The sequence below is a fragment of the Paenibacillus sp. GCM10027628 genome, from assembly GCF_042676385.1.
In the GTDB taxonomy this organism is placed as follows: Bacteria; Bacillota; Bacilli; order Paenibacillales; family NBRC-103111; genus Paenibacillus_E.
Genome location: NZ_JBHTHA010000024.1, coordinates 1 through 23,701 on the forward strand (window position 1 = coordinate 1; position 23,701 = coordinate 23,701).

The window sequence follows — 23,701 nt, forward strand, 5'->3', positions numbered from 1 at the left end:
CGGTACGTACGGTGGTGTGGGAGGTCGGCTACTCAACTAATGGGTAGCCTCCTACCCGATTGTACTGAGGTCTTTCTTCATTTCCGAGCAAAAGGAAAAATTTTTAAAGCCCATTGACATAGTAATATTATTAATAGTAATATTATTACTATAGAGACGAAAATTGATTCAGTTAAAAATGAGGGGGCGTTCGAAATGGCAAATTAAACGATGGTTGTAAAAGGAATGGATTTCTCCAAGCAAATCTCAGTAAAGTGACTGTCATCTAAATGAATGAAAAGGAGCAAAAAAGAATGGTACAGCAAAGAAGCAGATTAGGTTTTGTCATCGCGGGGTTGCTGCTAGGTATTCTCGCGGCGGCGATCGACAATACGATCGTAGCGACCGCTATGGGAACGATCGTTGCCGATCTCGGCGGCCTCGACAAATTCGTTTGGGTAACTTCCGCCTATCTCGTTGCCGAGATGGCCGCTATGCCGATTTTTGGAAAGCTGTCGGATATGTATGGCAGAAAACGTTTTTTCGTATTCGGCATCTCCTTGTTTTTATTGGGTTCGATCCTGTGCGGTACGGCGCATCATATTGTCGAACTCAGCATTTATCGTGCCATCCAGGGGATCGGCGGCGGCGCTTTGATGCCGATCGCTTTTACCATCATGTTCGACATCGTTCCGTCGGAAAAACGGGGCAAAATGGGCGGGATGTTCGGGGCCGTATTCGGAGCGTCGAGCTTGATCGGCCCGCTGCTCGGCGCATATATGACGGACTACTTGAAGTGGCGCTGGATTTTTTACATCAACCTGCCGATCGGTTTGATCGCATTTGCGCTTGTCTTTTTCTTCTATCATGAATCGATGAAGCACGCCAAACAGCGGATTGACTGGTGGGGTGCCGCCACGCTCGTCGGCTCGATCGTTTGCCTCATGTTTGCGCTGGAACTTGGCGGGCAGCAATACGCGTGGGCTTCCCCCATCATTGTCGGAATGTTTGCGGCGGCGGCGGTGTTGATGGCAGCGTTTCTGTTTGCGGAAACGAAGGCCGAGGAGCCGATCCTTTCCTACTCGATGTTTCGGAAGCGGCTGTTTGCGGCAAGCACGATCACCAGTCTTTTTTATGGCGCGGGGTTCATCACGTTCTCGATGTTTATTCCGATTTATGTGCAAGGCGTAACGGGCGGGTCGGCGACCAATTCGGGGCTCATCTTGCTGCCGATGACGTTAAGCTCGGTGGTGGCTTCGCAAGCCGGCGGCATATTTTCGGCGAAGACGTCCTATAGAAGTATCATGTTGTTCTCCGCTATTGTGTTTATGCTCGGTATGTGCCTGCTCGGCACGCTTACACCGAACACGTCAAACTGGTTGCTGACCGTTTATATGATCGTTGCCGGCTTGGGCGTCGGGTTTTCGTTCTCAGTGCTCGGGGTGGCAGGCATGCACAGCTTTGACATGCGCCAAAGAGGCTCGGCGAACTCGACGCTGGCATTCGTCCGCTCACTCGGCATGACGGTGGGACTAACGGTGTTTGGTATCATTCAGCGTAACGTACTGACCAGCAAGCTGAGCGACACATTCGGCAGTGCGGGCGGATCTCTCGGTGAAACGTTCGGCAATGCGCGCGAGCTGTTGACTCCCGAGAAACGGGCAGCCATTCCCAAGGAAATCATGGACAATATCGTCAGTTTCCTTTCATCCTCGATCTCGACGATGTTTCAGTGGGCTATCCTTCTACCCGTTCTGGCGTTCCTCACGATCCTGTTCATGGGCAATGCCCGGATGATTATTCCCACCGAAGGTCAAAAAAGCGGGCATGGCAAAGCGAAAGCCGAAATAAGTGGCAACCATTAATCTGATATTAGCTGGGGCGCTTAGTGAAAATTTGGAACGTAACGCCATATTGATCTGTGACCATTCCATAAGCAGGGCTGAAATGAATGGCTGCCAGAGGAATATTCACTTGACCGTTTTGCCGTAAAGCCTCATAGATTTGCTTGGCCTGTTCGGTTTCGTTCACCGTAATACAGATGTTCACTTGGTTTCCAATCTGATGGGTTTGACCCGGCATCAAATCGGAAACCATCATTTCCGATTCTCCGATTTTTAACACGGAATGTGCGATACGATCCTTTTCATCTGCGGATAAAGGGAATTTGGGGCTTTGCGGGCCCTCGCCAAAGGTCTGTTTAAAGAGAACTTTGGCACTTAATGATTTTTCATAAAATTCAATCGCTTCCTTGGCACTTCCGTCCAACATGATAAAAGGGTTCAACAGTAAGCTCATTCTTAACATCTCCTTAGTTTTCATATTTCATATTTTGTTCCTGCTTGATGTTTATTGTAACCCGTAATAGTGACAAGTATTGTCATAAACTTCAAATAAAAAAAGCTTAGTCTCCGCGACGTTCATTGCGGTTTTGACTAAGCTTGTTTTCATGCAATTATGCGGCTGCCGGCGTACTTTTCTGGCGGTTTGAAACGGTGACGCCAATGAGGATGAGCACGCCACCGGCGATTTGAGCAATTTGAATCGGGTCGTGCAAGACGAAATATGCGATTACGATGGCAACAAACGGCGGGATGTTCATAAACATCGAGCTCGTCGAAGCGCCGACAACGGAAATCCCTTGATTCCACCAAAAGCCGGCGAGTCCTTGGCCGAAGATCGCTACGCAAGTCAATATTAACCACATTGTTACATGCAGGCTGATGTGCATATGACCTTGGCTCGCTTCCCAGAGCGCTGCGGGGGTCATCAGAACAGTGCCAATGACAGTGGCGAGAATCGTGATATCGTAGGAAGGCATCGTTGCGGATAGCTTCCGGATGAACAGCAGACTGACCGATAACGCCAGCATGGCCAGCAGGATCAGGATATCCCCCATGGAAATCCCAATGCTTTTGCCTCCCAAAAGCACAATGAGCACGACACCTGCTAACGCAAGTGAAGCTCCTGCCAATTTATTAAAAGTGATGGATTCTCCCAGAAACATTCGGGCCAAGAACGTAGTCGCTACCGGGGACAATGCGATAATAAGAGAAGCATTGCCGGCTGTAGAGTGCTGCAGCCCGATGAAATAGAAGAACTGGTTGAATAACGTGCCGAAAAGACCGGCAAAAACAAGGATAAGCCATTCCTGCTTCGTTGGCCGCTTCATTTTTCTATTAATCAAAGCAATAGATACTAGAAAGACAGATGTCAGCACTAGCCGTGAATAAGACAAAAAAATCGGTGAAAAATCCCGCAATAAATAAGCGCTTGCTACATAATTGCAGCCCCACAACAGGGATACGCCTAGCAAACGTAATATAATAGCCCCGTTAGCCATGAATTCTGTCCCTTTCCGGTTCGTTAGTCTAAGCAACTTTACCATTATAAGCACGATCCGGCAGCAGGGTAAAGTTGCGGCTCAAGGCGTAAATCCAAGGTTAATAGGGGCTGGGAAATGGAGATCGCTGAATTCGATCGAATTTGTCGTTAAATAAGGACTTGCTACGCCTCACTTACCATTCTCAACCGGATACTTGAAGGATCAATAACGACAAGGGCTCCTTCTTGTTCTGAAACGGAATATCCGGCATTCTGTAAACGCTGTACAGCAAGCGCTCTCTCATTCGCATTTGGAAAAATGATCGTGTAATAATCTAGCCCCGTTGCATTCGGAGCGGGTACGGGAGCATCCTGGCCGGCCCAAAGATTCATGCCGATATGATGATGATAGCCTCCGGCGGAAATAAATAATGCTCTCATGGTCGCTGAAGCATCAGCAACGATATCGAAACCGAGAACGTCACAGTAGAATCGTTTGGACGCCGACAAATCTTTCACATGGAAGTGAATATGCCCCATTGTCGTGCCCACGGGCAAGCCGTTCCAAGGCACATCCGACGCTTCGCTCAGCAGGCCGTCCCAGTCAATCGGATCGGAAGCCATAATATAGTTGCCTTCGGCATCGCGGCGCCAAGTGTCACGCGGGCGATCGCAGTAAATTTCAATGCCGTTATTATCCGGATCGGTAATGTATAGAGCTTCACTAACTAAATGGTCGGCTTGACCGATATGAATGCCGGATTGTACCAGATTCCGCAAGGAAGCTCCCAAATCTTGACGAGTGGGCAGCAGGATAGCGAAGTGATAAAGGCCGGCAGCGGACCTTCGGGCTGTAATATGAGCATTCGGAATTTCTTCGAGCAGTAGAAAGGGGTGACGCCCATCTACCGTTAGCTCTGCTAGTTTCGAGTCAGCTTTAAGAATCTGCAAGCCGACAACTTCTTGGTAAAAGCGTAAAGAACGTTCCAAGTCAGACACTTTCAGCTTAACGATTCCAAGTTTGATATCTGAATGAAGAGATACGGACATCATAGTTCACTCCCAATTACTTACTTATTGTAATTAAGTTTATTATAGTTATTAAGTTGCGTCAATTAATTATTTTGCACGCTCCGCTCCCTCCTTTTTAAAGCCAAAAGAAGGGATTTCCCGACGGTCCGTAGCTGACGGGAGCATCCCTTCTTACATTTTCGGCTGCTTTTGTAATGAATAAAACAAAGCAATGCCTATCGCATTTCCAACGAATGAAAAAATCATAGGCAGCCAAACCGGTCCCATAAGAACACCGAAAGGTCGGAGAACATCGGAATAAATGATGCCTACTGTACCTAGAAAAGCACCAAACACAAATGGAATGTAGGCAAATTCAGCCGTATCGCCCGCATCTTTATAAGCATCCCAAATACCGAACATGTATAAGCACGGATAAAACATCAACCAATGATAATCCGTATGCTGCACGGCTGCCTGGATGTTCCCTTTAAAGCTGTCGATAATAATGACATTGAGATTGGATTTGAAATTGACGATAAATTCCAGAATGACAAGCGTTATCCCTTTTATATATTTTTGATTCAGCAGTTGACCAAACCCTGGGAGTGCAATACTCCATAGTAATTTCTCGATTTTATCGGATTTGTTCATAGTGATGGTATGGCGAACGAGTGCCAGCAATATTTGCAATGAGCCCGGATGAAGGCCGATTTATGTTTTTTTCGGGTTCGATATCGTTCCTTTCATGTTCTCCCTCTGCAGATATGGGGTTTAGTCTTCTTATTAGCCCTACCAATCCTCGTATCGTAAATAACGTAAAATTAATCGATGCAAATGAATGCCAAACCGACCAAGCTTTCCACTTGAACAATGCGGTTTTTCGTTCCAAAAACCATTGCAAGGCGGACATCGGTACACTGTAATATAAGCTTCTTGTTAACATTTCCAGCGGTTTGCTGTTATAGGTTGATCTAACCCAAATTATACTAAGCAAAGGATAAAATAATAAATCGTACAAAATATTGGTGTCGAACGTTTTGGCCATGGGGCGGACTGGATAAGAAATCCTCCCTTTTTTAATAAAATAGGAGTCTAGTGAACTGGATAAAACACACTTAGCAAAAAATACAATGAGATACATAAGCATGTTCTTACGTTTTAAAATGAACGGGGCAGCCGCTAACGACGACACGAACAAAATTCTTAATAATATTTTTTCCACCACGTTAACCCCTTTCGATTTGCTGCTTGCTCTCTATAGTGTGTTTAAAATAACGGCTCTTATTCATTACCGAATAGAGCTCACTGCAAAGAGTCATAATAATGAAAATGTTGACAGTGCCGGGAGGTTCATATGGAATACAAAAGCATCATCATTGGGGGTGGGCTTGCCGGTTTTACGGCTGCCGTCTATTTGGCAAGAGCAGGTCTGAAGCCGCTCGTTATTAAAGGCGAGAAGCCCAGCTATCATTTAACGACGACGATGGAAATTGATTATTTCCCAGGCTTTCTTCGTGGGATAAGCGGACCGGACCTGCTCGATAATATGTTTAAACAAGCTGAGCAGTTCGGAGCCCAAGTCAAGATTGGCGATGTCTACAAGGTTGATTTATCGAAGCGGCCTTTTAGAGTTTGGCTTGAAGGCTGGGGCGAGATTAGTACAGAGACATTAATTATCGCTACAGGGACAACGGCCAAATTTTTAGGCATACCTGGAGAGAAAGAATTCCAAGGACTAGGGGTAAGCACGTGCGCACCTTGCAGCGCTTTCTTTTTTCGGGATAAAAAAGTTGTTGTTGTTGGCGGAGGTGACTCGGCGATGGAGGAGGCGATCTATTTATCCCACTACGCGGCGGAGATTACGGTTATCAATCGGACCGATAAATGGCGTGCTTCTTTGGCAATGCTAGAGAGAGCGCGTGAAATCCGTAAAATCCAATGGCTGACGAATCGGACTCCGCTTGAAGTCATTGCAGGAGATAAAGGAGTCAAGGGGCTCAAAGTAACCAATCAAGTGTCGGGACTGGAGGAAAGATTGGATGCGGACGGAGTATTCATTGCGATAGGAAGCAGGCCTAATACGGAGTTTCTAGCCAATCAGATCCCCTTGGATGAACATGGCTATGTCATAGTGAAGCCCGGGACAACAGAAACCGATATTCCCGGTGTTTTTGCCTGTGGGGATGTTCAGGACCGGAGATATCGGCAAATTTTGAACGCGATCGGTTCCGGCTGCATGGCTGCATTGGATTGTCAACGATATTATACTAGATGAGCTGCCGTGGCAGCTCTTTTTCAGTTGGTCAGATAATTGTATAATGAAAGGATATTTTCATATCTCTTGTTTAGATTGGACGGATACAAATGAATGATAAAATTGTAATGCCGGTGTGGACCATTGGCTTGTTCATCGTCGTGATGAATACAACCATGTTTAATGTATCTATCCCAAGTATTATCCAAGATCTTGGCATCTCTCCGGACCTTGGTTCGTGGGTCATTTCGAGCTACTCGATCGGATATGCTTTATCGACGGTCATTTACAGCAGGCTCTCGGATGTTGTACCGATTCGCAGACTGCTGACCGTAGGGCTTCTGGTGCTCGGGCTTTCGTCTATCTTCGGGCTGTTTGCGCGAGACTTCAACGCTTTGCTTACAGCCCGTATTCTTCAATCCGCCGGGGCCGGTGTGATGGCCGGCCTTGGACTGGTGCTGGCCAGCCGCTATATTCCGATTGAAAGACGCGGAGCGGCCATCGCTATGATTTCTGCAGGAAGCGCCATGGCTTTCGGGCTAGGACCGATCGTCGGCGGCTTGATCAGCGAATATCTTGGCTGGAACGGGTTGTTCGCGATAACCTGCCTTGTGCTGGTTATTCTTCCCGTCCTTTTGCGCCTGCTGCCTAAAGAAAATGCGGTCCAATTCCGTTTTGATGTCTTTGGTTCTATTTTAACCATTGTCAATGCGGCAACGCTCCTGTTAGCTGTGACTCAGCGATCCGTCGCATGGCTTGTCATTAGCTGCTTGTCACTTATTATGCATGCTTGGCATATGAAGCGGGGGAAAGAAACATTCATTAATCCTACGCTGCTGACCAAAACAGCGTACCGGAAGCTGCTTGTCATCGGCTTCTGTATTTTGGTGCTGAATCTTGGCAATTTGTTTCTCATGCCGCTTGTATTAGCGCATCTATTTGAAATGTCGGCCATGTGGATCGGCTTGACGATCGCGCCAGGCGCGATTTTGTCGGTCTTTCTTACTCGATTCGTCGGGCGTTGGATTGACAGGTATGGCAATCTGCGATTTTTGATAATCGGGCATTGTCTATTAGCCCTGGTGATGGTTGCTTTCTATGGGATTGTAGGCGCCTCCCCAGCTGTTATTCTATGCGGATATTTATGTTTCTCGCCGGCATTCTCAGCGACAATTGCTTCCTTAAACAACGAAACGTCACGGATTCTTCCAAAGTCATTGATAGGGACGGGCATGGGCTTGATGCAGCTCATTCAATTTTTCGGCGGATCCATTTCCGTCGCAGTTTGCGGAATTTTGCTGGATGTACAAGCGAATATCCCTCTCCTTCAAGCATACCGACATGTGTATGGTATTTTATTCATCGTAAGTCTGATCTCTCTTGCAATGCTCGTATGGTACAAGCGTAGTGCACAAGGCAGCCTTGCCTAGTTGTCAAAGAATGATTTATAATGTGCTTATTCAAGTTGCAGTTTGCACGAGAATCATTTGCGGGGATAGATTGATGAAGTAACAAAGAGGAGGTATTTATATGCAAGTGGAAATTTGGTCGGACATTGCGTGTCCGTTTTGTTATATCGGTAAACGTCGAATTGAATCCGGGCTTGCTCAGTTTGCCCATAAGGATCAGGTAGAGATCATATACAAGAGCTTTCAATTGGATGAGAACGCACCGAAGGATGTAGCTCATGATGTGCATGATATGCTTGCTTCCAAGTATGGGATGAGCCGCGATGAAGCAAAAGCGATGAATGCACAGCTTGGCAAACAGGCGGAAGCCGAGGGTTTGGACTTTCATTTCGATACGCTGGTTCTCACGAATACGATGGACGCTCATAGGCTCCTGCATTTCGCTGCGCAGTATGGCAAAAGCAAAGAGGTCGCGGAGCTGCTGTTCAAAGCTTACTTCACGGATTCGAAGCATGTCGGTCAGAGGGATACTTTGCTCGCCATTGCTACCGAAGTAGGGCTGGACCCTCATGCTGCCGAGGCGATGTTGGCGAGCGATCAATTCGCTGATGAGGTTCGCGCCGATCAGCTTGAAGGCTCCCGCTTGGGCGTTCGCGGGGTTCCGTTCTATGTCATTAACCGCAAATATGCGGTATCCGGCGCACAACCGGCTTCCGTGTTTCTTGATGCGCTCGAGAAAGCTTGGAACGAGATGAAGCCACTTACTGTCCTGAACGGAGCAGCGGGCGGATCCGGCGATATGTGCGCTGACGGCTCGTGCAGTATTGAATAGACCCTCTATAAAAAACAAGCCTATTCCCGGGAAAGGGAGATAGGCTTGTTTGTTGTTGCCAGGAGGACGTGTGGCTCACCATTCTAAGGTAGTTCGACGATATGGGACGCTGAGTGAAGCTGGAACGATGTTATTCAGCGTTAGTGACGCAAAAGTAAATGGAAACGAGTGAATAGCGATGTTTTTCATCGTTACGGATTTGAAGTGTGCAGCCGTCAGGGAAGACCCTGACGGTTTTTCTTACAGCTTCACCCAAGCGACAAGACCGTCAGGCTGATCGGGATTAATGCCTTGACGTTCGGCGCTGGCCAGTGCGACGATTTGCGGAATGAAGATGAAGGGAATACCTTGCGCTGCAATATCCAGTTCATTGTCGGAGATGACAGCCAAATCAACGTGTTCCGCCGGCACAGCTCCTGCACGATCAGCGAATGCGATGATCTTCGCGCCTCTGCCTTTAATATCACGCATCAGATTGCGCTGATGCTCAGTGCCATCGCCGGAGATCGCGGCGATAACGAGTGTATCGGGGCCTACGGTTACCATAGGACCATGACGAACATCCAAGAGGTGGAAGGAGTGTGCCTGCACCTTGGCAATTTCCGTTAATGCAATCGCACCTTCGGATGCGAGGCCTTGCAGTTCGCCGTCAGCCAGCACGACGGCATTGGTCCATTCGAAGCTCGCCGCTTCGCGGATGCCGCTCTCCACGTGCGTCATATAAGCTTCGCCTTGCTGAATCGCCTTCTGAATGTCGGCGATCAGCGGCTCATCATTGCCAAGGAAAGCAGCTAATAAAAGGTTAGCTGTATATAGGTTCGTAACGGTTCTCGTTTGGCAAACGCTATGGTCGAACGCCCATGGCAGCTCTAACGAGAAGTCGGCCCGTTTCGATAACGGCGAGTCGGTGACGCAGGAAAGCGCCAAGACCGGAATGTGCTTGTCGGCGCGGATCAAACGTACCGCCTCGACCACCTCACTGGTGCTTCCGGAACGTGATGGAGCAACCAGCAGTGTATCGGACAGCAGAGCTCGGTATCGCTGCGGATTTAGCATTAAGTCGCCGCCGGCGAGCGCGCTTGAAGGAATACCGGCTCGTAAGCGAGTGGAGAAAGCGGCCGATTCACTTAAACAATAGCTGGAGCCGCAGCCGACGAAGGTAATCGAAGTGACGGATTGTGCGCGGGCAAACGCGACAATTTCCTCTCTTTTTGATAACAAGTAGTCATAAGTTTGTTGTAATGCCGTATACTGCTGCTTGATTTCACTATAAGTTAAGCTCATGAATAATGACCTCCTATAAATGGTTGTGATGTAATGACAGTTTAAATCATGAGAATCAAATTTTCAATCTAAAAATGATTTTTACAATCAAATTTTGATTTTATCGATCTTTTTTAGGCTTATTTATTTAAAATTACTCGAAATATGCGCATTTGCAATCAAAAAAAGATTGAAAAAATCAGATATCAAGATTATTATAATCATAAATATGTAATGGTCAGTCCGCGATGATTGGCTGCGTCAAAAGGGGGAGATGTCGATGCTGAATAAAGTGACATGCATTTATAATGCACGCATTTTAACGCCTGAAGGTTGGATCGAAGAAGGTAGTTTACTGATTAGAGATGGCATCATTTCAGCAATAAGCAAGTCAGCAGCCCCTGTGACAGAGAAAGAGGATGTCCTGGAGAGCATAGATGCTTGCGGCCAGCTTTTGCTTCCGGGCTTCATTGACATTCACGTTCATGGCGGCGGCGGTTACGACGCGATGGCGGGGGATCCCGAACACATTGCCGGCATGTGCAGGTTCCATGCGGCGAATGGAACAACATCCTTGCTTGCGACAACGCTGACTGCATCGCATGAAGAAATCATCCGTGCGCTTCGCGCAGCCGCACAGGCCATGCAGTCGGGAGAAGAATCTCAAGGAGCTAGCCTGCTTGGCGTGCATCTTGAAGGTCCTTTCCTCAACGTCGCACGATGCGGTGCGCAGAATCCCGCCGATCTCCGTGAGCCTACGATCGGTGAGTTTGAAGCATTCTGGTCGGCTTCGCAAGGGACAATCAAGCTGATGACAATCGCACCTGAGCTTCATCATGCTGAAGAAGTCATTAGGCACGCGGTGCGTAAAGGCGTCACGATTTCATTGGGCCATACGGACGCCGATTTCGAAACGATGAGGCACGCTGTCGAATGGGGAGCTACCCAAGTCACCCATCTGTTTAATGGCATGAGGCCGCTGCATCATAGAGAGCCAGGCGCTGCCGGAGGCTCACTGATGCTGGACCAGCTCGCAACCGAGATGATTTGCGACGGTTACCATGTCCATCCTGATTTGGTGCGCTGGGTGTTTAGCGTGAAACCGGAAGACAAAGTGGTTTTGATCACAGATAGCATGAGTGCCGCCGGTTGTCCCGATGGCGAATATGTGCTGGGGAAGCTGCCGGTCATCATGAAGAACGGCAAAGTGTTCTTGAAGCAGGATGGTGTTTCGGAAGGCAGCCTGGCAGGCAGCTCGCTGACGATGATCGAGGCTTTAGCGAATGCCGTTTCATTTACCGGAATGGAGCTTGCGGATCTGGTGCCCGCTTTGACCATCAATCCGGCTAGACAATTAGGCATAGAACGTGCCAAAGGCTCGATCGAGCTTGGCAAAGATGCTGATCTCATTCTGGTGAATGACCGGTTTCAAGTAAGCCAAACCTTTGTACTTGGCCAACGGGTGTATCAGCGAGAAATCAATGAATGAGCTTGAAGGGGGGATGTCTGTGAAATACGCAGCTGGCGTTGATGTTGGCGGCACCAATATTGTATGCGGTTTGATGGATGAAACGGGTAAAGTGCTTATCAAGCGGAAATACCCGACGGCTCCGGAAAAAGGATCGAGGCTTATCTTGGAAGGGATCGCTGCTGTTCTCGAAGAGCTGAGAGCAGAGATTGGCATCTCTACTGAGGATCTGGAAGTTGTAGGTCTAGGAATCCCGGGTCTTGTGGACCCAGAAGCGGGAATGAGCATTAGGGCGGTTAACGTGCAATGGCAGCAGGTTCCGGTCGTTTCGGAGCTGCAGCGAATGATGGGCAAACCTGTTTATATCGATAACGATGTGCGCATGTATGCCTATGGCGAAGCAGTCGCTGGAGCTGGTAGGGGCCACGACTACGTATATGGCATTACCATTGGTACGGGGCTGGCTGCTGCGTTCGTGGAGCGTGGGGAGATCTATCATGGTCACCGCTTTATGGCTGGAGAAATCGGGCATGTTCCGATGGATGAAGTAAGCTTCGTATGCAATTGCGGGAGAATGGGCTGCCTCGAAACGATCGTATCGGCTACGGGCATTGCGCGTCAAGCCAGACACCGACTGGAACAGGGGCAGGCAAGTTTGCTCAAAGACTGGTTCCCGGACATTACGGGAATCCGGGCAAGTGATGTTTCAAGGGCTTGCCTGGAAGGCGACGAGTTGGCTAAGGAAGTATTGGAGCAGACAGGGAAGGCACTCGGCCGGGCGCTTGCTTGGGTCGTTCCGATTCTCTCACCGGACGTTATCGTTATCGGCGGGGGCGGCGCATTAGCGGGCGACCTTATTTTTGAGCCGATGAAGCAGGAGCTCAATGCCAGGCTGCTTCAGGATTATCAGAATCATTTTGCCATCAAGAGTGCCGAGCTTAATGACGATGCCGGCATTGTCGGCAGCGCGCTTTGGGCGCTGCATCGCAATAGAAAGTAGATAGACGCAGCAATACTTACGAAACCACTTTACTCAGGAAAACTCTAAGGAGGAACTTATTATGCCACTTATATCATCCACTGCTATGTTGCAAACTGCTAGAAAAAACAAATACGCCGTTGCGGCTTTCAATGTCCATACGCTTGAAATGCTTCAAGCTGTTGTCGAAGCTGCGGAAGAAACGCAATCCCCGCTCATTATTCAATCCACGGTGGGTACAGTCAAGCACCTAGGCCCCGATTATATCGCAGCAGCTGCGACCGTTGCGGCTAATCGAACAGGACTGCCGATTGCGCTTCATCTCGATCACTGCACCGATTTTCCGTTGATCGTACAGTGTATCCGTGCGGGCTATACTTCAGTCATGATTGATGCTTCCATGCATCCATTTGAGGACAATGTTGAGCGTACGCGCAAAGTGATGGAAGTAGCTTCTGCTGCGGGAGTGAACGTGGAAGCGGAGTTGGGTAAAGTGGGCGGCGTCGAGGACGACATCGTTGTCGATGAGCGGGATGCTCTCCTTGCCGACCCGGAGGAGTGCAGCTTGTTTATTGAGCGCACCGGCGTTTATACGTTAGCTCCGGCTATCGGTACGGCTCACGGAATTTACAAAGGGGAGCCGAACATTGACTTCGCACGGATCGCGCAAATTGCCGATCGCGTAGAGGCTCCGTTGGTGCTTCACGGCGGTTCCGGTATTCCAGCTGAACAAGTAAAGAGAGCCGTATCGCTAGGGATGGCTAAAATGAACATCGCCACAGAACTGCGCATCACTTTCTCGGATGCAATCAAACATGTATTCTCTGATCATCCGGATGAAAATGATCCGCGCAAATATATGGTTCCGGCAAAAGAAGCCGTGAAGCGCCTGGCTATTGAAAAAATGCAGCTTTGCGGATGTATCGGCAAGGCTGGGGATGTTCGATGATTACAACGGTTACGCTGAATGCGGCCATTGATAAGACTTATTACGTGAAGCAATTCGGACTGGGTAGCGTGCATCGCGTAGCCCGGCAAATTGCCGAGCCCGGCGGCAAAGGCAACAACGTAGCCAAAGTCGTTCGATTGCTTGGCGGGGAAGTGACTGCATCCGGATTCGTTGCCGGCAGCAGCGGTTCTTTTATTGAAGGGAGCTTGCTTGAACGCGGCATCCAGACCTCATTTGTCCGTGTGCCCGGAGAATCGCGGGTCTGTTTGAACATCATCGATCAGTCAAATGGAGTATCGACCGAACTGCTTGAACAGGGACCGGAAATTAGCGGTGCCCATATTACTGAGATGAAAGAGACGTTGCACAGGCTCGCTCTGCAATCCAGCGTTGTTGTACTCTCGGGCAGCCTGCCTCCTGGTGTGCCCGCGGACTTGTACGCCGAGCTCATCGGCATTATACAGTCGGCGAACGCACGGGCGTTTCTCGATACGAGCGGAGCTGCCTTGAGCAGCGGCTTGCAAGCTCGGCCCCACTTCGTGAAGCCGAACGAGCACGAGCTGGCGCAATGGTTGGGCCAGGAGTCACTAAGTGAAGACGAGTGGGCATTAGCGGCAGCTAAGCTGGCTGACACAGGGATCGCGCAGGTTTGCGTCACGCTGGGAAGCCGGGGTACGATCGCTTTTATCGACGGTGCAGGATACCGCGTTATTCCGCCTGTCATTCAAGCTATCAATACCGTCGGTTGCGGCGATTCTTTTGTGGCGGGCATGGCATTTGCCGAGGAACGCGGAGATACGCCGACCGAGAAGCTGCGCATTGCAACAGCTGCTGCTGCTGCAAACGCAATGTCTGATCAAGCAGGTCATATCGAATACGAGCGATTCCTGGATTACGTCAAGCAAGTGGAAGTCATCGCCTTGTAGGAGTATTCTTTCAAAAGTTTGCCTCCATGCGAGCCCACTTGCAATCTAATCCTTTATCCTCCAAAATCAGGATAGCATGGATGACGGACATGGATTCGTCAAAGGAGAGACTTATGGAATATTCAAAGAGCGAGCTGCGCAGGTCGAAGACGCTGGAGCTTATTAAATTACACGGCAAAATCTCACTTCAAGAAATCATTGAGGCAATCGGCTGCTCGGAAGCTACGGCAAGGCGTGACTTGGATGTGCTGGAGAAATCCGGGCAAATCATTCGTACGATCGGTGGGGCGATCTACGAAGGCTCGCGCATGCAGACACCTTCCGAGATCCCATTCGCCGACAAGCGATTCTTTCAACGCCAGGAGAAAGAAAGAATCGCTGAAGTAGCGGCGACATTGGTCGAAGAAGGAGATGTCGTTTGCTTGACGGGCGGGACGACGACTTTTTTCATCGCCAGAGCGCTGAAAAGGCATCGCAATATCACCATCGTTACGAATGCCGTGAACATCGCGTCAGAACTTGCAGATGCGGAAGGCGTTCAGGTCGTTGTCATCGGCGGCATTATGCGTCCCAAAAGCTATGAACTCACGGGCCCGCTTGCGGAGAGTGTCATTGAAAAGATCAACGTCACCAAAATGTTTCTTGGCATCGACGGCGTTTCTCTTGAGCATGGTTTCACGATGCACTCGGAGCTGGAAGCCCGAATTGCTCAACTGCTTATTGAACGCTCCAGTCAAGTGTATGCGGTATTTGATCATAGCAAATTGGAAAAAACAGCCTTATTTACAATTATTCCCTTGCGGTCCGCAACAGGAATCATTACGAACAAGCAGCCGGAAGGTTGGTTTGAACAAGCATGCAAGGAGCAGCGGATTGCTGTTCATGTCACGAAGGATGAAACTGTCTCTACCACATAAATTGCAAAGAACCCAGCCATAGTTTGACGGCTGGGTTCTTTGCATTATTGAGCCGAATTCGGCACCCGCCAATCGCTAGACTGACGGAAAATCGGCTCAAACGGCAAAATAATTTTGATCGGGAGCGGAAAAGGCGAATGGATGCATTGCAGGATCGTTTTTGCCGCAACAATCCCAATCTCGTAAGTCGGGATGTGAATCGTCGATAACGGCGGCACCGTGTACCGGGAAGGCTCGTTATCGTCGAAGCCGACGATGGCGAAATCCTGCGGCGTGCGGTAACCCTTCTCCGAAATAGCCCGCATTGCCGCCATGGCCATGATGTCGCTGGCTGCGAAGACCGCAGTCGGCAGCTGGCCGCGGTGTTCGTCCACGTACTTCAGCATGAGCTGGTACGCATTGTCCGGCTCCCACTCGGCATTCAGTACATGCTGGGGGCTGGGAGACAAGCCAGCTTGTTCCAAGGCAAGCTTGTAGCCGCGATACCGTTTCTCACGGTCGAACTCCCCAGATAAACCGGTCCCTCCAATAAACAAAATATCGCGGTGTCCTTGATCGATCAGGTGCTTGACCGCCATACGGGCAGCTTCAACACGGTCATAAGATATTGTCGGGATCGTGGGATCGGATACATCAATGCCTACGATGTGTTTGATATGCTTTTTCACATAGTTGTAAATTTTGCTGTCTATACCTTCAATGACGATAACGCCTTCTATTTGATTTTCATCGGTAATTTGACGCAATATTTCGGGCCTTTTCAAATCTTCTTGCGTATGCGTGAAGGCGATTTTGTAGCCGTTTCGGGATAATTCTTTCTCGATACCGTCAAATATGACAGAAAAATAAGGGTGGTAGTGGCGGTCCTGCATCGTCGAGACGATGCACCCGATTCCCTTGGTGACTGGCGCAGTCTCTTGCGCAGGGGGCTTGATGTGATAGCCCAGATCGCGTGCGGTTTCCCAAATTTTCTGTTTGGTTTCGCTGTTAACCGCGCGATTGGACTCATTGGCCAGGACGCGTGAAACGGTGGAAATGGAAACGCCTACGCGCTCGGCAATATCTTTTAATGTGGGCATAACATGACCTGCCTTTTTCATGGTTCCGTATTTTTTGCGGCAAAATCTTATTCTCTATGTTAAGGAAAAAGATCGTGAAGGTCAACTCAAAATGTATGCAAAATCATAAAATAATTTGCGGCAAAAATATGAGAAAAATGTGTTGACGATTTCCAAAATTTGCGATATATTCTTCTTGTAAATAAAGGAAATGAACTTATATATAAGTTGGAAGGGGTAATATTTATGCGCTTTTCAAGAATTCCTGCAATTTTTGCAAGTGTTTGCACTATTTTTGCATTGGTTGGCTGTTCGAATGATCCAAAGCAAGATGCATCATCAACGGCGTCTGCGCAAGGGAAAATCAAGCTTGTTTTCTGGAGCCACCAGGAAGACGCTTTTATGGGTGCCTACAAGAAATTGATCGATGCCTACCAAGTTGCCCACCCCAACATAGAAATCGATTACCAGTCCTTCCCGTACGATATCTATAACCAAAAGCTGAAAGCCTCTTTTTCCGCGCAAAATCCTCCCGACATCGCTGAAGTATTCGGTACATGGGCGCCTGAGTATGCCAAGAACGGCCTTCTCGCCGAATTGCCTGACGGCGAAGCTTTACGCAAAGGATATTACGACGCTCCCCTAGGTGGCTACACATGGAACAATAAACTCTACGGGCTGCCGATGGAGTACAACATTGAAAACGGCGGCATGCTGATACACCCGCAGATGCTGAAAGATAAAGGCATTGCGAAACCGGCGGAAACTTGGCCTGAGCTCGTCGATACTGCGAAGAAGCTGACCGTTCGCGATGGCAACGGAATTAAGGTGAAGGGGTTTGACTTCGTTTCCAGTGACAATATTACGTTCACATTCCTCTCGCTCATTTTGCAGCAAAAGGGCAAAATTTGGGGAGATCACGATCATGTGAATTTCCAGACGCCGGAAGCGGTCAAGGCGATGACAGCGCTTAAATCGTTGGTGACCGATGATAAAGTGGCGGATTTAACAACTTTCGGCGGCGAGCTGGACACATCGGATTATTTCTTCCGTGGCAATTCCGCCATGACGTATCGCGGACCTTGGACGATCGCAGCGGGACTGAACAACTATAAGCTGAATGATTTTGAATATGTGCCGGTGCCGTCCTTTACTTCCGAGAAACCGTTATTCGCTGCGGAATCCGGTTGGGGGGCCGTAGTGGCGCAGAAGAGTAAGGCACGGAATGAAGCGTTGGATTTTATCCGGTTCATGGGCGCCAAAGATAATTTACGCGCTTGGAATTTAAGTACATTCACTGTTCCGGCCAAAAAAGAAGTGGCCGAGGACCCCGAATTTCTCAAGGAAAATCCGTATATGAAAACCTCTTTAGGCTTGCTGCAGTACGGCCAATGGATTGGACCCGTTGCAGATCGCGATTTCTTCTTCAAGCAAGTCAACGATCATTTTCAATTGATGACGACCGGCCAGGAAAGTGTCGAAGACGGACTCCGTACAATCGAAAAGGCCATTAACGATAGCCAAGATCAACATAAATGATCGGAGTGTTCAGGCATGGACAACAGTATAGTAACCAGCAAAAGCAAACGACCGCATGCGGCCGAAGCCGGTCAAGTCCGATACCGTAGCGGAAGACGATTCATATTCATTTCACTAATGCCAGTTTTGCTGTTATTCGGTATATTTGCATTCCTTCCGATCGGGTGGAGTCTAATTTTGTCCTTATTCAAATATAACCCGCTCAGCGATCACGCCATTTTCGTAGGCGCGGCAAATTATATCCGAATGTTTAACGATGCCGTTTTTCTGAAGTCGATTGAAGTCACATTTAAATTCGTCATTATCACGGTCGTCGTCAATATCATCCTTACCTTATTGATCGCTGCAGCTATCCAAAGCGTTAAAATTGGCTGGTTGAGGGATTTGTTCCGCACTGTATTTTTTCTGCCGACGATTGCGCCTCTTGCAGGCACGGCCATTGTATGGAGCACGATGTTCAATTTCCATAACGGCTTGTTCAATATGGTGCTTGGACAGTTTCACATCGCTCCGGTTCAATGGTTGAGCGATCCGCATTATGCGCTTCTCTCTATTATCATGATGACGCTGTGGGCGGATATCGGGTATAACATTGTGCTCTTTATGGCGGGATTGGATTCCATCCCGGATATGTATTACGAAGCGGCTATTTTGGACGGAGCCAACCGCTGGCATTTGTTCAGGCATGTGACGCTACCATTATTGAGGAGAACGACGTTATTCGTAACGGTTACAACGGTGATTTCTTATTTTCAGGCGTTTCCGCAATTCCAGATTATGACCAAAGGCGGACCATTCAACGAAACAAGAGTGCTCGCTTTGCATATCTACGACCAGGCTTTCTCCAATTCGAATATGGGCGATGCCTCCGCCTTGGCTACTGTGTTTCTGGTCATCATTTTATTGATTACATTGCTGCAGCTGAAATGGGGCCGTACGCAGTGGGAATATTGACGGGAGGCTAGATACATGCATCGGAGAAATGTTTGGATCGATACGATTGTGATTGCTGCGCTCACGGGAATTGCCGCCATCATGCTGCTGCCATATTTATGGATGGTGCTGTCCTCTTTAAAAAGCAATGTGGATATCATCTCGGGGTCAAGCGGCTTCCTCCCTAAACATCCCAGCTTGGACGGGTATAGGATTGTGCTGCGCGATGCCCCGTTCGGCAAATGGCTGCTCAACAGCGCATTCACGTCCATTGTCATTACGGTGGCGACGCTGTTCACGAGCACACTAGCCGGATATGTGTTTGCGAAGCATTCATTTAAGGGCAAACGGATTTTGTTTCTTTTGATTTTGGCGACGATGATGATTCCATTCCAGGTTATCATGATCCCCACCTATTTAATTACAGCCAAGCTTGGTCTCATTAATCATTTGTTTGCAATCATTTTACCTAATTTAGTAAGTTCATACGGCGTATTTCTGGCTAAGCAATTTATCGAAGAAATTCCGCAGGATCTGCTGGATGCGGCACGCATAGACGGGGCGGGAGAGCTTAAGCTGATGCTGGGCATCATTTCGCCGCTTATTTTGCCAATGCTGTCGGCATTAGGGATTTTCACTTTCATGAACTCGTGGAACAACTATTTGTGGCCGCTTATAGTACTGAACGATATGAATAAAATGACCGTTCCATTGGCTTTGGTCTATTTTAATGGCACGCATGTTGTCAATTACAATGTGGTGATGTCAGCGGCCGTACTAATTACCATTCCAGTACTTATTGTTTTTCTGATTTTCCAGAAACAGTTCATTAAAGGGCTAACGATGACAGGCATGAAATAATCGGACACAAGGAGTATACCAATGACGAAAATATCAATCATTGGCGCAGGCAGCGCCTTTACACAAGAGATTGCGATGGACATTTTGAATATTGATGGCATAGAAGGCGGTACGATTGCCCTGGTGGATATTGACGAGAACCGTCTGGATATCGCACGCCGGCTCGTGCTCAGAATCATTGAGATGACGGGCAAAAAGTGGGACGTTCTTGCTTCTACAAACCGCAGGGAAGTGATAGCCGGATCAAGGTTTGTCATTAACCAAATCGAGGTCGGCGGTTTGCAAACCGTCCGATACGAGTATGAAATCCCTTTGAAATACGGTGTCAATCAATGTATCGGCGATACGCTCGGACCTGGAGGACTGTTCAAAACATTGCGCACGCTTCCGAGCTGGATGGACATCGTTCATGACATCGAGGATCTATGCCCCGACAGCATCATTCTCAACTATACGAATCCGATGTCGGCGGTTACGCTGCTCACCTCCCGCATTACTGACATTCCTGTCGTTGGACTTTGCCATTCCATTCAAAATACATCCCGGCAATTGGCGAAATATGCGGGTGTACCTTACGAACAAATGAAATGGCGAGCCGGTGGAATCAACCATATGTCATGGTTCGTTGAGCTGACACATCAAGGAAAAGATCTATATCCGGTATTGCGTGAAAGGGTTGAGAATCCGGACCTGCTGCGAAAAGATCCGGTTCGCTTCGATGCGATGAAATATTTGGGCGCTTTCGTTTCTGAATCAAGCGGCCATTTTTCCGAGTACATTCCGTATTATCGGAAGCGGCAAGCATTAATCGACCTTCACTGCAATTCAGGCTACAACGGGGCCACGGGCTACTATGCGGATAATTGGCCGATATGGCGTAAGGAGAACGACGAGAAGATCATTCGGCAGTTGGAAGGAGAGCAGCCGATTGAACTGAAGTCCAGCAATGAATACGCTGCAATCATCATTGAAGCGATGCTCAAGAATGAAACCAAAGTCATTTATGGAAACGTTCCGAATATGGGGCTTATTCATAACCTGCCGGCGGAAGGTGTGGTTGAAGTTGCCTGCATGGTTGATAGGAACGGCATCAACCCCTGCCAATTCGGCAGCTTGCCCGAACATTTGGCTTCGTTATGCCGTACCAATATGGCTTTCTTTGAGCTTGCTGTAGGCGCTGTGCTAAGCAACGACAAAGAAATGGCCAGATATGCGCTTATGGTGGATCCGCTTTCGGCAGCGGTATGCTCTTTGGCTGAGATCAGCGATATGTTTGAGGAGCTCTATGAAGCGGAGCGGGATTTCATCCCGGCACTTCGATGATGGCCGCTAACGAGGGGGCTCGTACTCCTATTGTCGTTGTAGCGGGAGAGTTGAACGTCGACATCATTGTTTCTGGCGAAGATGTCGTGCCGGAGTGGAATCGGGAGAAATTGATCGAAGGCTTCAATGTCGTCCTAGGCTCGTCTTCGGCAATTACGGCATGTGCTCTGGCTAGCCTCGGGCTGGATGTGAGATTCGTCGGCGTAGTGGGCGATGACGATTTCGGCAAGTTTTGTATGGCGGAACTTAAGCGCATGGGTGTGAATACAGAATATATCACCGCTTTGCCGGGCGTGAAAACAGGCGTGACGCTTTCATTCTCGACGCCATCGGATCGAGGATTGCTGACATACCCGGGCAGCATTCCGCTGCTGACGCCTGCCTATATCCCAGAGTCGCTGTTTCAGGAAGCGGACCATCTGCATTTTGGCTCCTATTATTTGCAGGATGGTATGCGTCCGCATTGGCCGGCCTTATTCGAACGAGTACGCTGTCAGGGCATCAGCACTTCCTTTGACACCGGCTGGGATGTTCGTAATTTGTGGGACCGGGACGGCATTAGTGCCTTGCTCATGCATACGGATTTGTTCATTCCGAGTGAAGAGGAGGTTTTGGGCATATATGCTTGCAGCAATCTCAGTGATTTATTTGCCAATCACCTGTCGGCAGTGGGGGTTGTAGCAGTAAAGCAAGGCTCGCGAGGAGCAACGCTGCGTAATAGTGATAAGTCCGTCGTCTCAACCAAGCCTTACCGAATTTCCCCCGTAGATACGACAGGGGCTGGCGATTGCTTCAACGCAGGGATCATCCAGGGCTATCTTCAGGGCTATACGGGAGAAACGCTGCTTCGATATGCGAATGCCTGCGGAGCTTTATCGACACTTGGCGTTGGAGGCACGGGCAATTTGCCGACAGTTGAGGCAGTCATGCGCATACAAGCGGAAGAGCAGGAGGCATAGTCCGCCGACTTGGCTCTATAAAGGGGGTGATAGGGGATTTAACTTAAAGTTGTTTATTTATCAGTCGGACTGTTTGAACGAAGGACAAATCCCAAGGGAGCTGATGGTTCATGTTGAAAATCGGAAAAAATTTGATCGTTGGAATGTCCATTGCCGCATTGACGTTAGTGTTCGGAGAGGTCGGAGCGACCAAAGCTGCTGCTGCAGGAACAGAATATTATGTGGCGACCACGGGCAGTGATTCCAATGCGGGCACGAGCGGCGCGCCGTGGAAAACGCTTCAGCATGCAGCAGACGTTGCCGTGCCTGGCAGCACGGTCTATGTGCGCGGAGGCGTATATAATCAGAAGCTCAAAATAACCCGTTCCGGATCGGCTGCGCAAGGCGCGATAACGTTCTCGAATTATGCCTCAGAGACGGCGATTATCGATGGCACGGGTCTATCCGTCAGCGGGACGGAAGGCATCGTCGATTTGACCGATGCTAATTACATTACGATCCAGGGCTTTGAAATCCGTAACTATACCACGTCAGCAAGCGGCGTAATGCCGGTAGGTATTTATGTGCACGGATCCGGAAGTTATATTAACTTATCGAACAACAAAGTGCACGATATCAAAAATACATCCACGCCAACGGGAAGCAATCTGCTAGGGCGGGATGCGCACGGGATTGCCGTATACGGCACGAAAGCTCCGGATTCCATTAACAACATTACAATTAACAGCAACGAGCTGTACAATCTCGTGCTCGGCTCCAGCGAGTCGCTAGTGCTGAATGGCAACGTCGATACGTTCAACGTGACGAACAATGTCATTCACGACAACGACAACATCGGCATCGATTTGATCGGTTTCGAGGGCAAGTCCCCTAACGTCTCCTACGATCAGGCCCGAAATGGACTTGTTAAAGGCAACAAGGTTTATAATATAACGTCCAATAATAACCCGTCTTATGGCAAAACCCTCCCTAACAACAGCAATGCGGCAGATGGTATTTACGTCGATGGAGGCAAAGACAGCGTCATTGAGCAAAACTACAGCTACAATAATGATATCGGTATCGAGATTGCGTCCGAGCATGCTGGCAAGTCGACAAGTAACATTACGATCCGCAGCAACATGGTATACAAAAATCGCTTGACCGGCATTGCCATGGGCGGCTATGACACGTTGCGTGGCTCAACTGTCAATTGCAAAATTGTCAACAACACCCTCTACAAAAACGACACACTCGGTGACGGCAGCGGCCAATTGTATGTACAGTATGATACGCAAAATAACATCATTAAAAACAATATCATGGTAGCCAGCTCCTCCAATGTCCTTATCTATAACGAGTACACCAAGAATTCAGGCAATGTCGTCGATTACAATCTTTATTTTTCTCCAGGAGGCAGTTCCAATTCGACTTGGACTTGGAAAAACACCGAGTACACTGGCTTCTCCGCTTACAAATCAGGAACCGGCAACGATGCTCACTCCCTATTTATCGATCCTAAATTCGTCAATGTTTCAACCAACGATTATCATCTGCAGTCCACATCGCCAGCCATCGATGCAGGCTCGACGGATACGGCTATCATTGGATCTATTGACATCGACGGTCAATCCAGAGTCCAGGGCACAGCTGTGAATATCGGAGCGGATGAGTAGGTTTATGCATTAATGCCTTACAAGAACCTCGAAAACCCGATGTATGGGGATTCGAGGTT

22 protein-coding genes are annotated in these 23,701 nt (G+C 48.7%); 15 read left to right on the forward strand and 7 right to left on the reverse strand.

The features are described from left to right. Positions 1–293: 293 nt before the first annotated feature. The gene (locus ACFQZT_RS17975; protein WP_379302229.1) at positions 294–1,844 is read left to right on the forward strand and encodes an MDR family MFS transporter; all 1,551 of its coding nucleotides are present in this window, start codon (positions 294–296) and stop codon (positions 1,842–1,844) included. A gap of 7 nt (positions 1,845–1,851) precedes the next feature. On the opposite strand, the gene ACFQZT_RS17980 is transcribed toward ACFQZT_RS17975, so the two are convergent. The 5 genes from ACFQZT_RS17980 to ACFQZT_RS18000 form a co-directional block, all read right to left on the reverse strand. Next, on the reverse strand, positions 1,852–2,277 hold the full coding sequence (locus tag ACFQZT_RS17980) for a VOC family protein (RefSeq protein WP_379302230.1): 426 nt from the start codon (positions 2,275–2,277) through the stop codon (positions 1,852–1,854). 157 nt (positions 2,278–2,434) lie between these two features. Continuing rightward, entirely contained in the window at positions 2,435–3,322 is an 888-nt protein-coding gene (locus ACFQZT_RS17985; RefSeq protein WP_379302231.1) for a DMT family transporter, read from the reverse strand. A gap of 164 nt (positions 3,323–3,486) precedes the next feature. Next, positions 3,487–4,353 (reverse strand): VOC family protein, encoded by an 867-nt coding sequence (locus ACFQZT_RS17990; protein ID WP_379302280.1) that lies wholly within the window; start codon positions 4,351–4,353, stop codon positions 3,487–3,489. Positions 4,354–4,506: 153 nt separating this feature from the next. Next, positions 4,507–4,998 carry a hypothetical protein gene (locus ACFQZT_RS17995; protein ID WP_379302232.1) on the reverse strand — a complete coding sequence of 164 codons (492 nt, stop codon included), beginning with the start codon at positions 4,996–4,998 and terminating at the stop codon, positions 4,507–4,509. After that, the gene (locus ACFQZT_RS18000; protein WP_379302281.1) at positions 4,952–5,464 is read right to left on the reverse strand and encodes a CBO0543 family protein; all 513 of its coding nucleotides are present in this window, start codon (positions 5,462–5,464) and stop codon (positions 4,952–4,954) included. The genes ACFQZT_RS17995 and ACFQZT_RS18000 overlap by 47 nt, the downstream gene beginning before the upstream one ends. A gap of 207 nt (positions 5,465–5,671) precedes the next feature. On the opposite strand from ACFQZT_RS18000, the gene trxB reads away from it, so the two are divergent. The 3 genes from trxB to ACFQZT_RS18015 all read left to right on the forward strand — a co-directional run bounded on the left by trxB (position 5,672) and on the right by ACFQZT_RS18015 (position 8,812). Next, positions 5,672–6,592, forward strand: coding sequence for a thioredoxin-disulfide reductase (gene trxB, locus ACFQZT_RS18005; protein ID WP_379302233.1), 921 nt, complete (start codon positions 5,672–5,674; stop codon positions 6,590–6,592). Positions 6,593–6,681: 89 nt separating this feature from the next. Beyond that, complete coding sequence (locus ACFQZT_RS18010) at positions 6,682–8,001, forward strand: MFS transporter (RefSeq protein ID WP_379302234.1); 1,320 nt, start codon at positions 6,682–6,684, stop codon at positions 7,999–8,001. Between the two features lie 100 nt (positions 8,002–8,101). After that, positions 8,102–8,812, forward strand: coding sequence for a DsbA family oxidoreductase (locus ACFQZT_RS18015; RefSeq protein WP_379302235.1), 711 nt, complete (start codon positions 8,102–8,104; stop codon positions 8,810–8,812). A 240-nt stretch (positions 8,813–9,052) separates the two neighbouring features. On the opposite strand, the gene ACFQZT_RS18020 is transcribed toward ACFQZT_RS18015, so the two are convergent. Then, positions 9,053–10,096 carry an SIS domain-containing protein gene (locus tag ACFQZT_RS18020; RefSeq protein ID WP_379302236.1) on the reverse strand — a complete coding sequence of 348 codons (1,044 nt, stop codon included), beginning with the start codon at positions 10,094–10,096 and terminating at the stop codon, positions 9,053–9,055. Between the two features lie 259 nt (positions 10,097–10,355). Here ACFQZT_RS18020 and nagA point away from each other — a divergent pair, with 259 nt between their 5' ends. The 5 genes from nagA (at position 10,356) to ACFQZT_RS18045 (ending at position 15,314) form a co-directional block, all read left to right on the forward strand. Then, positions 10,356–11,564: an N-acetylglucosamine-6-phosphate deacetylase gene (gene nagA / locus ACFQZT_RS18025; protein WP_379302237.1), complete on the forward strand. Its 1,209-nt coding sequence runs from the start codon at positions 10,356–10,358 to the stop codon at positions 11,562–11,564. 19 nt (positions 11,565–11,583) lie between these two features. Then, entirely contained in the window at positions 11,584–12,543 is a 960-nt protein-coding gene (locus ACFQZT_RS18030; RefSeq protein WP_379302238.1) for an ROK family protein, read from the forward strand. A gap of 61 nt (positions 12,544–12,604) precedes the next feature. Next, complete coding sequence (gene fba / locus ACFQZT_RS18035) at positions 12,605–13,471, forward strand: class II fructose-1,6-bisphosphate aldolase (RefSeq protein WP_379302239.1); 867 nt, start codon at positions 12,605–12,607, stop codon at positions 13,469–13,471. Next, positions 13,468–14,397: a 1-phosphofructokinase family hexose kinase gene (locus ACFQZT_RS18040; protein ID WP_379302240.1), complete on the forward strand. Its 930-nt coding sequence runs from the start codon at positions 13,468–13,470 to the stop codon at positions 14,395–14,397. The genes fba and ACFQZT_RS18040 overlap by 4 nt, the downstream gene beginning before the upstream one ends. Positions 14,398–14,510: 113 nt before the next feature. Then, the gene (locus ACFQZT_RS18045) at positions 14,511–15,314 is read left to right on the forward strand and encodes a DeoR/GlpR family DNA-binding transcription regulator (RefSeq protein WP_379302241.1); all 804 of its coding nucleotides are present in this window, start codon (positions 14,511–14,513) and stop codon (positions 15,312–15,314) included. A gap of 44 nt (positions 15,315–15,358) precedes the next feature. Here ACFQZT_RS18045 and ACFQZT_RS18050 read toward each other — a convergent pair whose 3' ends face one another. Continuing rightward, positions 15,359–16,393, reverse strand: coding sequence for a LacI family DNA-binding transcriptional regulator (locus tag ACFQZT_RS18050; RefSeq protein ID WP_379302242.1), 1,035 nt, complete (start codon positions 16,391–16,393; stop codon positions 15,359–15,361). Between the two features lie 225 nt (positions 16,394–16,618). Between ACFQZT_RS18050 and ACFQZT_RS18055 the strand changes: the two genes are divergently transcribed. The 6 genes from ACFQZT_RS18055 to ACFQZT_RS18080 all read left to right on the forward strand — a co-directional run bounded on the left by ACFQZT_RS18055 (position 16,619) and on the right by ACFQZT_RS18080 (position 23,642). After that, positions 16,619–17,911, forward strand: coding sequence for an ABC transporter substrate-binding protein (locus ACFQZT_RS18055; RefSeq protein ID WP_379302243.1), 1,293 nt, complete (start codon positions 16,619–16,621; stop codon positions 17,909–17,911). 15 nt (positions 17,912–17,926) lie between these two features. Next, positions 17,927–18,865 (forward strand): carbohydrate ABC transporter permease, encoded by a 939-nt coding sequence (locus ACFQZT_RS18060; protein ID WP_379302244.1) that lies wholly within the window; start codon positions 17,927–17,929, stop codon positions 18,863–18,865. 15 nt (positions 18,866–18,880) lie between these two features. Continuing rightward, positions 18,881–19,705, forward strand: a complete 825-nt coding sequence (locus ACFQZT_RS18065) for a carbohydrate ABC transporter permease (RefSeq protein ID WP_379302245.1) — start codon at positions 18,881–18,883, stop codon at positions 19,703–19,705. 21 nt (positions 19,706–19,726) lie between these two features. Next, a complete protein-coding gene (melA, locus tag ACFQZT_RS18070) occupies positions 19,727–21,028 on the forward strand; it encodes an alpha-galactosidase (protein WP_379302246.1) in 1,302 nt (433 codons plus the stop codon). Then, a complete protein-coding gene (locus ACFQZT_RS18075; protein ID WP_379302282.1) occupies positions 21,028–21,987 on the forward strand; it encodes a carbohydrate kinase family protein in 960 nt (319 codons plus the stop codon). Before melA ends, ACFQZT_RS18075 begins: the two co-directional genes overlap by 1 nt. A 110-nt stretch (positions 21,988–22,097) precedes the next feature. Further along, positions 22,098–23,642 carry a choice-of-anchor Q domain-containing protein gene (locus ACFQZT_RS18080; protein WP_379302247.1) on the forward strand — a complete coding sequence of 515 codons (1,545 nt, stop codon included), beginning with the start codon at positions 22,098–22,100 and terminating at the stop codon, positions 23,640–23,642. The last annotated feature ends 59 nt before the right edge of the window (positions 23,643–23,701 follow it).

Excerpts from the sequence above, each read along its gene's own strand:
- ACFQZT_RS17975 (WP_379302229.1), top strand. The coding sequence starts at position 294 with ATGGTACAGCAAAGAAGCAGATTAGGTTTTGTCATCGCGGGGTTGCTG.
- ACFQZT_RS17980 (WP_379302230.1), bottom strand. The coding sequence starts at position 2,277 with ATGAGCTTACTGTTGAACCCTTTTATCATGTTGGACGGAAGTGCCAAG.
- ACFQZT_RS17985 (WP_379302231.1), bottom strand. The coding sequence starts at position 3,322 with ATGGCTAACGGGGCTATTATATTACGTTTGCTAGGCGTATCCCTGTTG.
- ACFQZT_RS17990 (WP_379302280.1), bottom strand. The coding sequence starts at position 4,353 with ATGTCCGTATCTCTTCATTCAGATATCAAACTTGGAATCGTTAAGCTG.
- ACFQZT_RS18000 (WP_379302281.1), bottom strand. The coding sequence starts at position 5,464 with ATGCTTATGTATCTCATTGTATTTTTTGCTAAGTGTGTTTTATCCAGT.
- trxB (WP_379302233.1), top strand. The coding sequence starts at position 5,672 with ATGGAATACAAAAGCATCATCATTGGGGGTGGGCTTGCCGGTTTTACG.
- ACFQZT_RS18010 (WP_379302234.1), top strand. The coding sequence starts at position 6,682 with ATGAATGATAAAATTGTAATGCCGGTGTGGACCATTGGCTTGTTCATC.
- ACFQZT_RS18015 (WP_379302235.1), top strand. The coding sequence starts at position 8,102 with ATGCAAGTGGAAATTTGGTCGGACATTGCGTGTCCGTTTTGTTATATC.
- ACFQZT_RS18020 (WP_379302236.1), bottom strand. The coding sequence starts at position 10,096 with ATGAGCTTAACTTATAGTGAAATCAAGCAGCAGTATACGGCATTACAA.
- nagA (WP_379302237.1), top strand. The coding sequence starts at position 10,356 with ATGCTGAATAAAGTGACATGCATTTATAATGCACGCATTTTAACGCCT.
- fba (WP_379302239.1), top strand. The coding sequence starts at position 12,605 with ATGCCACTTATATCATCCACTGCTATGTTGCAAACTGCTAGAAAAAAC.
- ACFQZT_RS18040 (WP_379302240.1), top strand. The coding sequence starts at position 13,468 with ATGATTACAACGGTTACGCTGAATGCGGCCATTGATAAGACTTATTAC.
- ACFQZT_RS18045 (WP_379302241.1), top strand. The coding sequence starts at position 14,511 with ATGGAATATTCAAAGAGCGAGCTGCGCAGGTCGAAGACGCTGGAGCTT.
- ACFQZT_RS18050 (WP_379302242.1), bottom strand. The coding sequence starts at position 16,393 with ATGCCCACATTAAAAGATATTGCCGAGCGCGTAGGCGTTTCCATTTCC.
- ACFQZT_RS18055 (WP_379302243.1), top strand. The coding sequence starts at position 16,619 with ATGCGCTTTTCAAGAATTCCTGCAATTTTTGCAAGTGTTTGCACTATT.
- ACFQZT_RS18060 (WP_379302244.1), top strand. The coding sequence starts at position 17,927 with ATGGACAACAGTATAGTAACCAGCAAAAGCAAACGACCGCATGCGGCC.
- ACFQZT_RS18065 (WP_379302245.1), top strand. The coding sequence starts at position 18,881 with ATGCATCGGAGAAATGTTTGGATCGATACGATTGTGATTGCTGCGCTC.
- melA (WP_379302246.1), top strand. The coding sequence starts at position 19,727 with ATGACGAAAATATCAATCATTGGCGCAGGCAGCGCCTTTACACAAGAG.
- ACFQZT_RS18075 (WP_379302282.1), top strand. The coding sequence starts at position 21,028 with ATGGCCGCTAACGAGGGGGCTCGTACTCCTATTGTCGTTGTAGCGGGA.
- ACFQZT_RS18080 (WP_379302247.1), top strand. The coding sequence starts at position 22,098 with ATGTTGAAAATCGGAAAAAATTTGATCGTTGGAATGTCCATTGCCGCA.